Source organism: Clostridium sp. TW13 (assembly GCF_024345225.1).
Lineage (GTDB): Bacteria > Bacillota > Clostridia > Clostridiales > Clostridiaceae > Inconstantimicrobium > Inconstantimicrobium mannanitabidum.
The window spans coordinates 3,067,675-3,080,053 of the sequence record NZ_BROD01000001.1 but is presented as its reverse complement, the minus strand read 5'-3'; the positions used below and the strand labels follow the sequence as shown (position 1 = coordinate 3,080,053).

Sequence of the window (12,379 nt, the reverse complement as noted above, 5' to 3'; positions counted from 1 at the left end):
ATAGTAAAGCTAATATCCTTAATTATATATGGATATTAGCTTTTTTAATTGACTTCTTAACGTTAAAAATATATTTGTAGTTTTTATGGTTATAACTAAATTAAGGTAGTAACCCCATTTACATTGGCTTGTTCATTTTCTTCAATAGGAATAACAATGCATCTTTTTCCATCAATTATTTGAGATTTTATTTGAGGTATTTTTTGAGGTTTTACTTGAAGCACAATATCATAATTTGAGGTAGCATTTTCATCAGGTGATATTTTAGAATTAGAATTTGAGTTCAAATCATTATTATCTTCAATTTCAGAGCCAGAATGTGAGTCTATATTAGTGTTAGGTTCTATTTCAGCATCTGAAGGTGATTCTAGGTTAATATCAGATGCAGCTTCTAATACTATATCATTATCTGGTGCTAAAGTGGTTTCTTTTTCTGATTCAGCAGCCTTTTTTGTATTTTCAAGTTTTTCTTCAAGTATTTTTACTTTCTTTTCAAGACTCTTCTCTTTTTTTCTCTGCTCATTTGCAGCAAGTACTTTTTTATCTATTAAGTTTTCTGCTACAGGAGGAGTATCACCAAATTCTTCTGTGTAGGATTTTTCTATTTTTGCAGTAATTTCTTCAGGAATTCCACTTTCAATTAAAATATCTTGAATATTATCATTGCTCAAAATTATAGGTTCAGCATTCTTACCATTAACAGTAGTATGGTCATCTACTATAGTGTTAAGAGTTTCTTGAATTTCCATAAACAAATGCTCAGATTTTTCATCATCACTACCAAGTGCTTTACGAATAATAGTTTGAAATTTTTCTTTTTGTTCAGTAGCAGTTTGTTTTGAGGTACATCCTAAAGCTTGTTCCATAAATTCTGGATGAGGATCCTTTGCATCCTTTGTATAGTATATAACAGAATGAATGTCACTGCTGCGATCTATGAAAGCTGGAAATACAAATCCGATATCAGGGGTTCCTACTATCCAATCTCTAATACGAGCACCAATTCGATGTTCATCTTCAAGATATCCAAGAGCTGGTTTTGCAAGTGATACTGGACATATTGCGCATAGTAGGTATTCATATACTTCTTCTGATTCATCTATTTTTAAATTATCTGTGGTTTTTGTGATAACATCATAAGCATCGTGAAAAATAAGAATTAGAAAGTTACCTGTATAATCATAACTATCTATAATCAGATTATAGAAGTTATCAAGCATCTCATCGTCCTTTAATTTGCTTTGCTTTAGTCTCATTAGAGATAGTTGTCTTCCTCCAACATTCTCTTCATCAATAGGAAAATTAAGTTCAAGCAGGTTATTTCCCACTGTGCCTGATAAAGTTTTTTTTGCAATTTCTAAATACTTAAAGAATTCTTCTTCTCTTAGATTTAGAAAAGTCTCTTTAATTTTTAATACAATATTTTTTTGCCCATCTACGTAGCAGCCACACATTTTAGTGAATGTACAATCATCTTTTTTCAAACGTTTCTTTAATTCTAAAATATCTTTCTTTCTCATATATATTCCTCTCATTTCATGAGTTTTTTATTTTTCACACAATTGTGATGTGGTAAGCTATTTATAATTCAGATAACTAGGTTGTACTATTGAATTTGAATAGTATTAAAATTTACTATCTAAATATTAGTATAGTGGTCAATTACTAGCTCTGCAAGAACTAAATAAATTAAAAATGTATACTTATAATTCTGTACAAGCTCTATTTGTAGAAGTATAATATGAACTATATTGACTATATATGGTATGAAGTCTAATAAAAAGAAATATTGAGGTGGAAGTAATGCAAAGATATTATATGCTTTTTCGAGATAATGTGATTTATGTTAAAACAGATGCAAATGATAAAACTGTAGAATATTCATTAGATAATCTAACTACATATCCTAATGTGCCATTTTATCATTATATATTTGATGATGAGAAGATTATTAAGGAGTTAAATCTTAGTATAAAAAATATCTTAAACAATGGCAGCAATTTTAAGCAATTATTATTGGGTAGCATGGCATTTATAATTATGCCAGATGATGTAACTGATATAGAAAGAAGGGCTTTGGATGAATTAGGAAAGATGCTTGGATTTAAAGAAGTTATTTTAGCATCTGAATGTGCATTGACAGCTCCTTATGAAGAACAAAATTTTATTTCTATATCTAGGACATGCAGAATGACTATACTAACTTACATGAAAAATAAGTGTGTGTATAAGCAAAAGTTTATAGAAAATAAAAACTACATAAGTAAAGAATTGCTTTCTGCTGTTAGAGAACTTAATGATGGTTTTGATGTAACCCCTAATATTTATTTAAATGGGACTCATTTGTCAGAGTATAGGGATATAGGAACTGTTGTAGATAGTCCTGAGTTGCTAGAAAAGATTAAGATTGTTTCACATAAAGTAAATTTTAAAAAAGAGTTTAGAAAAGTTAATAAATAAAGATAATTTCGTAAATATGTTAGGGGGAAGAAGGATGTACAAGAAAATTATAAGCTTTTTTGTTGTATTTTTTTTAGTAGCAAGTAATGTTATTTCTGTTAAGGCAAATTCAGATGTAACACCACCAGTAGTTACAGGTATGAAGTGGTCAGCCACACAATTGAAGGTAGGAGAAAGATTAGATATTGAAGTAGATGCGCAGGATACAGAATCAGGAATAAACACTGGAGATGCTTATACAGCTGTATATATAAAACATAGTATATCGAATGTATCAAAGGCAGCATTATTATTCTATGATGTTACTAGTAAAAAGTTAAAAGGATCAATTACTATTACTTCAGATATGGCATCAGGAGAATGGGTATTTGACTTTATTAGCGTTAAGGATAAAGCTAATAATGAAAAGTACTATTATCAACATGATTTTCCTCAGACTTATAAGGTTAATATTATAGGAGGTACTTCAGATGTAACACCACCAGTAGTTACAGGTATGAGGTGGTCAGCCACACAATTAAAAGTAGGAGAAAGATTAGATATTGAAGTAGATGCGCAGGATACAGAATCAGGAATAAACACTGGAGATGCTTATACAGCTGTATATATAAAACATAGTATATCGAATGTATCAAAGGCAGCATTATTATTCTATGATGTTACTAGTAAAAAGTTAAAGGGATCAATTACTATTACTTCAGATATGGCATCAGGAGAATGGGTATTTGACTTTATTAGTGTTAAAGATAAGGCTAATAATAAAAAATACTATTATCAATCTAATTTTGCTCAGATTTATAAGGTTAACATTATAGATTTAGTTAACGTACAATCAGTAAGTTTAAATATAACAACAGATACCTTAATAGTAGGAAGAACAGATACTTTAAAAGCAACAGTAAATCCAAGTAATGCAACAAATAAGGCTGTAAAATGGACCACTAGTAATGCATCAGTAGTACAAGTAGATCAAAATGGAAATATAAAAGCATTGGCAAAAGGAACAGCTATAATAACGGTGACAACAGTAGATGGAAACAAAACAGCTTCATGTACTGTAAATGTAACTATTCCAGTAGTTAATGTACAATCAGTAAATTTAAATAAAACAGCAGATTCATTAAAAGTAGGAGCAACAGATTCTTTAGTGGCAACTGTATTACCAAGTAATGCAACAAATAAAAGTGTAACATGGAAGTCAAGTAATACAGCAATTGCAAAAGTAGATGCAAATGGAAAAGTTACAGCAGTAGGAGCAGGAACAGCAGTAATAACAGCAACAACAGTGGATGGAAACAAAACAGCTTCATGTACTGTAAATGTAACTATTCCAGTAATTAATGTACAATCAGTAAATTTAAATAAAACAGCAGATTCATTAAAAGTAGGAGCAACAGATTCTTTAGTGGCAACTGTATTACCAAGTAATGCAACAAATAAAAGTGTAACATGGAAATCAAGTAATACAACAATAGCAAAAGTAGATGTAAATGGAAAAGTTACAGCAGTAGGAGCAGGAATAGCAGTAATAACAGCAACAACAGTGGATGGAAACAAAACAGCTTCATGTACTGTAAATGTAACTATTCCAGTAATTAATGTACAATCAGTAAGTTTAAATAAAACAACAGATACATTAATAGTAGGAAGAACAGATACTTTAAAAGCAACTATAAATCCAAGTAATGCAACAAATAGTGCTGTAAAATGGTCATCAAGTAATGCTAAGGTAGTTACAGTAGATCAAAACGGAAATATAAAAGCAGTGGCAAAAGGAACAGCAGTAATAACAGCAACTACAGTAGATGGACAAAAGGTTGCAAAATGTAATGTCACAGTGAATGATCCTATAGTTAATGTAGTATCAGTAAGTTTAAATAAAACAGCAGATACATTAATAGTAGGAAGAACGGATACTTTAAAAGCAACTATAAATCCAAGTAATGCAACAAATAGTGCTGTAAAATGGACATCAAGCAATACTAAGGTAGTTACTGTAGATCAAAATGGAAATATAAAAGCAGTTGGAAAAGGAACAGCAGTAATAACAGTGACAACAGTAGATGGGCAAAAGGTTGCAAAATGTAATGTCACAGTAAATAATCCTATTAATGTAGTATCAGTAAGTTTAAATAAAACAACAGATACCTTAATTGTAGGAAGAACAGATACTTTAAAAGCAACTATAAATCAAAGCAATGCAACAAATAAGGCTGTAAAATGGACATCAAGCAATACTAAGGTGGTTACTGTAGATCAAAATGGAAATATAAAAGCAGTTGGAAAAGGAACAGCAGTAATAACAGTGACAACAGTAGATGGGCAAAAGGTTGCAAAATGTAATGTCACAGTAAATAATCCTATTAATGTAGTATCAGTAAGTTTAAATAAAACAACAGATACTTTAATTGTAGGAAGAACAGATACTTTAAAAGCAACAATAAATCCAAGCAATGCGACAAATAAGGCTGTAAAGTGGACATCAAGTAATAGTAAGGTGGTTACTGTAGATCAAAATGGAAATATAAAAGCAGTGGCAAAAGGAACAGCAATAATAACAGTGACAACAGTAGATGGGCAAAAGGTTGCAAAATGCACTGTAATTGTAACTAGATAAAAAATATAAATATGTATAGAGAATTTGTGATGTGAGTATCATGCTTCTCTCTAAAATTTAACTTCTCCCCAATACTAATTTAGTTTTGGGGAGAAATTAATTTTATAAAGTTTTACAATGATGAATAGTTATGATATTATTTCAAATGGGAAATAATATCACAATTAATTTATATGGTTGTAATATTATAAGGTTTATATAGAAATAGGGGGATACAAATGAAAATAAAGAAGTTTACAAGTTTAATAATTGCAGTAATGGTTTTGGTAACAGGATTATTTTTAGCAGGTTGTTTTAAGTCAAAAGATAAGAAAGTTATTGAATGTCTTAATCTTACAAGGAGCGCTAACAGCATTGAAGCAACCTTGTCTGGAACTGCCAAAATGGGTGGACAAACACAAAATACTAAAATAAATATGCAGGTTGAGGATATTCACAAGGATATGAAATGTAAGGCTAATATTGAGATGCTTGGTAGAAAGCAAGAGATGTATTTTAGTGTTTCTAATGGTAAAGTAAAGGTGTATTTAAAGGATGAATCAGGTCAATACGTTACTAATTCTGCAGATTCTTCTGAACTTAATGAAATTGATGTAACTAAAAATTTAGATAATTACGTTCAAATGATTGAAAAAAACCCAAACATAGTAACTAAAATAAATAGCAGTACCTATGAATTAAATATACCTAAGGAAAAAATATCAGATATATATTCAAAAGTAACAGGAGATGCATCTAATATGACTATAGATAGCTTGAAAATAGAGTTTGTTATAGGTGATGATGGGTATCTTCAAAAAGCTAATTTAAAAGCAAGTAGTGAAGGGACTAGTATAGAAATGAATACTGATTACTCTAATTATAATAAGAAATTTAATATAGTAATGCCTAGTGCTTCTAACTAATATGAATTAACTCCACAACAATACTAATTGAGTATTGTTGTGGAGTTTTTGTGTGTAGATATAGATTAAGCATTGCATAGATATGATATTGCGCATATATTTTTTATTCCTTCCGTAGATGTAGCACTAATACATTTGTCAGGGAAGAAGCATGTGTATAAAATGTAAGTAGTTTCAGAGTTAGGAAAAATTTAATTAATGAAAACGATATAAAACATAATATTTTACCCCAAAATAAATATATTGCTAATAATATACCATATCAGATTTTATATAATTAATAAGTATATAAGAAGATAGGGGGATGTTAATATCATGAAAAAGATTAAAAAGATAATTTCCTTAATAACGTCTGTTGCAATGATTTCTCAAGTTGCAATTATGGGCAAACCTATGGTTGCTAAGGCCTCTGAAGTAAACGTTAACTTCGCTAAGGGTGCAGATGTAGGCTGGTTGCCACAGATGGAAGCAGGTGGGTTTACTTTTAAAGATGACAATGGCAATAAGAAGGATTGTCTTCAGATTTTAAAGGAACATGGAATAGATTCGATAAGATTAAGAACTTGGGTTAATCCATCAAATGATCCACAAGCTGGTCATTGTAGTGCTCAGGAGACTGTTGATATGGCCGTACGTGCAAAAAATATGGGTTTCAAGATTATGATAGACTTTCATTATAGTGATAGTTGGGCAGATCCTAGTCAACAAAATATTCCTGCAGCGTGGAAGAATGACACCTTAGATCAGATGAAAACTGATTTATATAATTATACACATGATGTAATGACAAAGCTAAAAGATGCAGGTGTGACTCCAGAATGGGTTCAAGTAGGAAATGAAATTAATCCGGGAATGCTTCTTCCTATGGGAAGTTTTAATAACCCAAGTAATTTGGCGCAACTTATAAATTCAGGTTATGATGCAGTTAAAGCTGTTAGCCCAGCATCAAAGGTTATTATTCATAGAGCAAATGGATACGATAATGCTAATTTTAGAAATTTCTTTGACACACTTCAAGCAAATGGAACAAAATATGATGTAATAGGAGTATCTTATTATCCCGAAAAGGATTATACATCTAGTATTGATGAGCTTGGAAATAACTTAAATGATATGGCATCTAGATATGGAAAAGAAGTAATGGTAGTAGAAGTTGGAGGAGATTGTTCTGTTGATGAGGTAAACGTTCACAATATGGTTGTGGCTGTTGAGAATAAGGTAGCAGCAGTTCCTAATGGTAAAGGAATAGGTGTATTTTATTGGGAGCCAGAAGGGGCTAAAAGCTGGAGCGGATATAGTTGGTCTGCATGGAATGGAAATGATGGGAAATCTACTGATGGACAACCAACCAAGGCTCTTGATGCTTTTTTACCTGGTGAAGCAGAGCTAGATCCATATCCAGTAACAGGGATAGCACTGGATAAGTCAAATGCAACTGTGGAAGTTGGAAATACAGTGACTTTAAATGCAACTCTTGCACCATCAAATGCAACATATAAAGGAGTTATTTTCTCATCTTCAGATGAAAAGGTAGCAAAGGTAAATGCTTCAACTGGAGTAGTTACAGGTTTAGCATCAGGAATTGCGACTATAACTGCGACAAGTTATGATCAACATAAAACAGCTACCTGCCAAGTGACAGTAGTTGCAAGTTCAAATCTTATAAAAAATCCAGGGTTCGAGCTTGATAAAGAAGATTGGACTGTAGCTGGAAATACAGCTTCAGTTACTATAGACAAAGATGCTCATACAGGCGGAAAGGCACTTCATTATTATAATGGAGACTTTGAAGCTACACAGACAATAACTGGTTTAGAAAATGGTTGGTATAAATTATCTGCATGGACTTCAGGTGGAGGTGGAGAAAAACTTTCAGAAATCTTTGCTGTAAATGGAGCTGGACAAAGATCCTCTCAAGCATTTACCAATACTGGTTGGAATGTTTGGAATCAATCAATAGTTAATAATATAGAAGTAACTGACGGAAAAATCACCATTGGTGCCAATGTGAAGATGAATGACAATGGCGGCCAATGGGGTAATATTGATGATTTTGTGCTAGTGAAGAATGACAGTACTTCTTTAAAAGACTTACAAGTAAATGGAGTAACAATTAAGAATTTTGATTCGAATGTAACTAGCTATGATGTAGTTCTACCTGCAGGAACAACAGCTGTTCCAACAGTAACAGCAGCATCACTTTATCCATCTGCAACTACAGTGGTAACACCAGCATTTGCTTTGCCTGGACATACAACAGTAACTGTCAATGAGGGTACTGCAACAAAAGTTTATTCAATCAATTTTACAGTAGAAACAACTAACCCTGTTCAGAATCCAGGATTTGAATCAAGCTTTGACAATTGGACAATATCTGATTCTAGTGCAGTAAGTCTTAGTAATGACAAGCATTCAGGGGCAAAAGCATTAGGCTATTGGAAGGGCACAGCTTATGAACTAAAAGCTTCACAAAAAATAACAGGACTTAAGAATGGAGTTTATACTCTATCAGCATGGTCTCAAGGAGCTTCAGATAGTTGCACAAATCAAATATTTGCAGAAGATTCAAAGGGAAATAGATTATCAGCTGATATAAAAAATACAGGTTGGGCTGTGTGGTCACAATCAGTAATTAAAGATATTATTGTTACTGATGGAACAATTACTATTGGATCATATCTAAATGCTCCAGCTGGATACTGGGGATCATATGATGACTTTGAATTGGTACAAACAAGTACAGTAATTCCAAAGAATACAGATGCAACCTTAAGCAATTTGAAAATTGGTGGGCAAACTGTAAGTAATTTTAATCCGGACACCACAACATACAATGTAAAGCTTCCAAGTGGCACTACATCTGCACCAGAGGTTCTTGCTACAGTTAAGGATACAGGCAAAGCAAAGGTAATAGTAACACCAGCTTTGAATCTTCCTGGCACTACAAAGATTGTTGTAACGGCAGAAGATGGAATAACAACAAAAACATATACAGTAAATTTTACAGTGGATGTTACAAAGGTAGTATCAGTAAGCCTAAATAAAACAACAGATTCATTAAACGTAGGGGGAACAGATACATTAGTAGCAACTGTGAATCCAAGTAATGCAACCAATAAAAACGTAACATGGAAATCAAGTAATGCAGAAGTAGCAAAAGTAGATGCCAATGGAAAAGTTACAGCAGTGGGAGTTGGAACAGCAGTAGTAACAGCAACAACACTAGATGGAAGCAAAACAGCTTCATGTACCGTTAATGTAAGTATTCCAATAATTAATGTATTATCAGTAAGTCTAAATAAAACAACAGATACATTAATAGTAGGTGAAACAGATACTTTAAGTGTAACTGTAAATCCAAGTAATGCAACAAACAAGGTTGTAAAATGGGCATCAAGTAATAATAAAGTAGTTACAGTAGATAGCAATGGTAAGATAACTGCTGTTGAAGCTGGAAATGCAGTAATAACTGCAACTACAAATAATGGTGTCACAGCAAACTGCAATGTTAGCGTAAAGGAAAAGGCACAGCCAACAAAGCCAAGTAGCCAAGTGCAACCAAGCAAGCCAATACAATCAGTAGTTACTAGTGAGAAAAAACAATCAAGTCAAACTATAACATTACCAAAGACAGGTGGAGCAGATTCTGCATGTATATTAGGTTTTGGTGCTTTAATTAGCTTAGCTGGAGTTGGCATGATAAGAAAGAAAAAATAAGATTTGAAAGTGAGTAGTAGAATGCTTAAAGTGTTCTGCTACTTTTTTCTTTATTATTCAGAATGAAAAAGAGTTAAATTGATAGATAGGTTACGGGTGTTATTAATTTACATATGAACATTTATTTGTTATGCTATTAGTGTATATTTGTGTAGAAATAAAATATCAAGTATGCACATTTTATGTTTTTGGGGAGCTGAAGTTTATGGATAATTTAGAAAGTATAATATCAATTAAAAATCTTAGGATGAGTTATGGTGATAAGAATGTACTTAAAGGAATAAATTTAGAAATTCCAAGAGGACAGATAATAGGATATATAGGAACTAACGGTGCTGGTAAAAGTACAACTATTAAAATAATGCTTGGTATATTAGAGGGGTATGAAGGAAAGGTAGAAATATTAGGTCAAGATATAAGTAATGGTAGTGTAGAGTACAAAAAGAAAATTGGATATGTTCCAGAACTTGCAGATATATATGAGAATTTAACTGCATTTGAGTATATAAGTTTTTTAGGTGGAATTTATGAGTTAGAGCAAGGAAAGCTTATTGAAAGAGCTGAAAAGCTAATGAAGTTATTTGGAATTGAAGGAGCTATATACTCAAGAATATCTTCTTATTCAAAAGGAATGAAGCAAAAGTTTCTTATAATATGTAGCCTAATTCATAATCCAGATATTTTATTTTTTGATGAGCCTTTAAGTGGGTTGGATGCTAATAGTGTAATGATATTTAAAGAAGTGATGAGCAATCTTTCTAAAGATGGAAAAACTATATTTTATTCTTCACATATAATGGATGTTGTTGAGAAAGTAAGTGACAGGATTGTACTTATTAATAATGGGGAAATTGAAGCAGATGGAAGCTTTGAAGATCTTAGAAACGCTAAGAAGGAAAGCTCTTTAGAAGAAATATTCAATCAGATAACAGGATTTAATGATCATGGACGCATTGCTAAGGAATTTGTTTCTTTAGTTGAAGAGGTATAGTCATGAAGGAATTTAAAATATTAAAGTTACTAGATAGATTTAGAAGAATATATGAAAACTTAGGGGTTGATTATGATATTCTACGTATGATCTTGCAAATAAAGTTAACTATGGATGGAAGAAGAGTAAGTAGTGTCTTTGTGAATAATAGAAAGTCTACTGAAAATGAATCTAAGAATAGTTATATGTATTTACTTTTATTTAATGTGTTCATAAGTATTTTCATTGGAATTATTATAGCAAGTGGCATGTCAGCACTTATAAATATAAATATTGTGATAGGGGCAAATCTATTTATGATGGTATCATTTATGATATCAGATTTCTCAGCAGTGCTACTAGATGTAAAGGAAAAAAACATATTGTTACCAAAACCTATTGATAGTAAGACTTTTAATGCTGCCAAGCTTACTCACATATGTATATATCTAATGGGAATATCTTTATCTTTAAATTTAATTCCTACAATTATTGGAACATTAAAGTATGGAGTGATATTCTTCCCTATTTTTGTTATAGAGAATATACTATTAACTTTGATAGTTATAGTAATAACAGCACTTTTATATACTTTAGTTTTAAAGTTTTTTGATGGAGAAAAACTGAAAGATGTAATAAATTATTTTCAAATATTATTGGCATTTCTATTCACTTTTGGATACCAGTTATTTAGTAGAGTTTTTAGGTTTGAGGGTATGAAAACTGAGTATGTGCCTAAGGTCTGGCATGCATTAGTTCCATCTATGTGGTTTGCAGCTCCTTTTGGAATATTAGTAGATGGAGATAAAAATTATTTTTTGATATTTTTATGCCTAATGGCTATATTAGGCCCAATTGTATTGATTATATTTTATGCAAAAAGAATAGTGCCTTATTTTGAAAAGAATCTTCAAAAATTAAATGATAATGGTGGTGGAATAGGACAAGGATGTAAAAAAAGGAGAGAGTTTATAGCTAGATTAGTTTGCAGAGACAAGGTTGAAAGGAGCATGTTTATATTTACTAAAAATATGATAGCTACAGAAAGAAATTTTAAGCTTAAGGTGTATCCATCTCTTGCAATGGCTGCTTTTGCACCAGCATTATTTATTTTTATTGATAGAAAGCAGACATTAATTGAAAGTATTCAGACAAGTTGCTTTGGAAGAGCACATTTGCTAACATATATAACTATATTAATATTATGTGGCTGTACTGCTTATATAAGTAACAGTGATAGTTATAAAGGTGCATTTATATACAAGGTATTACCAATAAAAGATCCAGCAATAATATTAAAGGGAGCAGTAAAAGGTACTTTATTCAAATTGATTATACCAATTTATTTATTTGTAGCTGTAGTATTCTTAATATTAAAAGGACCATCAATAATTTTTGATTTAATTGTAATTTTTTTAGTGCTTTTAATGTCAACATTGCTGTATTTTAAAATGTCAAATAAGGCAATGCCTTTCAGTGTAAAATTTGCTACCACTGATAGTGGCAAACTAGTAGGTCCAACTATATTTATATTCATTCTTATAGGAGTATTAGCAGGAATACACATATTACTTATAAATAATATTATGTTACTTGGAGTGTTTGCATTGCTTCTTTTAGTGATCGATATAGTTATTTGGAGAAAAAGCTTCAAAATAACTTGGAAGGATATAAAAGAATAAAATATAAGTAGCTAGTAAGATGCATTAA

The 12,379-nt window shown here is 31.3% G+C and carries 7 protein-coding genes; 6 read left to right on the top strand and 1 reads right to left on the bottom strand.

Features of this window, described 5'->3' with window-relative positions; all coding sequences use genetic code 11:
- Positions 1-95: 95 nt before the first annotated feature.
- Complete coding sequence (locus OCU47_RS14525; RefSeq protein ID WP_261829327.1) at positions 96-1,520, bottom strand: DUF4317 domain-containing protein; 1,425 nt, start codon at positions 1,518-1,520, stop codon at positions 96-98.
- A 283-nt stretch (positions 1,521-1,803) separates the two neighbouring features.
- On the opposite strand from OCU47_RS14525, the gene OCU47_RS14520 reads away from it, so the two are divergent.
- From OCU47_RS14520 to OCU47_RS14495, 6 genes are all read left to right on the top strand, one after another.
- A complete protein-coding gene (locus tag OCU47_RS14520) occupies positions 1,804-2,460 on the top strand; it encodes a hypothetical protein (RefSeq protein WP_261829326.1) in 657 nt (218 codons plus the stop codon).
- 34 nt (positions 2,461-2,494) lie between these two features.
- Positions 2,495-5,077, top strand: coding sequence for an Ig-like domain-containing protein (locus tag OCU47_RS14515; protein WP_261829325.1), 2,583 nt, complete (start codon positions 2,495-2,497; stop codon positions 5,075-5,077).
- 218 nt (positions 5,078-5,295) lie between these two features.
- Positions 5,296-5,982: a hypothetical protein gene (locus OCU47_RS14510; RefSeq protein WP_261829324.1), complete on the top strand. Its 687-nt coding sequence runs from the start codon at positions 5,296-5,298 to the stop codon at positions 5,980-5,982.
- A gap of 315 nt (positions 5,983-6,297) precedes the next feature.
- On the top strand, positions 6,298-9,699 hold the full coding sequence (locus OCU47_RS14505) for a glycosyl hydrolase 53 family protein (RefSeq protein WP_261829323.1): 3,402 nt from the start codon (positions 6,298-6,300) through the stop codon (positions 9,697-9,699).
- Between the two features lie 205 nt (positions 9,700-9,904).
- Positions 9,905-10,690: an ABC transporter ATP-binding protein gene (locus OCU47_RS14500; RefSeq protein ID WP_261829322.1), complete on the top strand. Its 786-nt coding sequence runs from the start codon at positions 9,905-9,907 to the stop codon at positions 10,688-10,690.
- 2 nt (positions 10,691-10,692) lie between these two features.
- Positions 10,693-12,351: a hypothetical protein gene (locus OCU47_RS14495; RefSeq protein WP_261829321.1), complete on the top strand. Its 1,659-nt coding sequence runs from the start codon at positions 10,693-10,695 to the stop codon at positions 12,349-12,351.
- Positions 12,352-12,379 lie beyond the last annotated feature (28 nt).

Excerpts from the sequence above, each read along its gene's own strand:
- OCU47_RS14525 (WP_261829327.1), bottom strand. The coding sequence starts at position 1,520 with ATGAGAAAGAAAGATATTTTAGAATTAAAGAAACGTTTGAAAAAAGAT.
- OCU47_RS14505 (WP_261829323.1), top strand. The coding sequence starts at position 6,298 with ATGAAAAAGATTAAAAAGATAATTTCCTTAATAACGTCTGTTGCAATG.
- OCU47_RS14510 (WP_261829324.1), top strand. The coding sequence starts at position 5,296 with ATGAAAATAAAGAAGTTTACAAGTTTAATAATTGCAGTAATGGTTTTG.
- OCU47_RS14495 (WP_261829321.1), top strand. The coding sequence starts at position 10,693 with ATGAAGGAATTTAAAATATTAAAGTTACTAGATAGATTTAGAAGAATA.
- OCU47_RS14515 (WP_261829325.1), top strand. The coding sequence starts at position 2,495 with ATGTACAAGAAAATTATAAGCTTTTTTGTTGTATTTTTTTTAGTAGCA.
- OCU47_RS14520 (WP_261829326.1), top strand. The coding sequence starts at position 1,804 with ATGCAAAGATATTATATGCTTTTTCGAGATAATGTGATTTATGTTAAA.
- OCU47_RS14500 (WP_261829322.1), top strand. The coding sequence starts at position 9,905 with ATGGATAATTTAGAAAGTATAATATCAATTAAAAATCTTAGGATGAGT.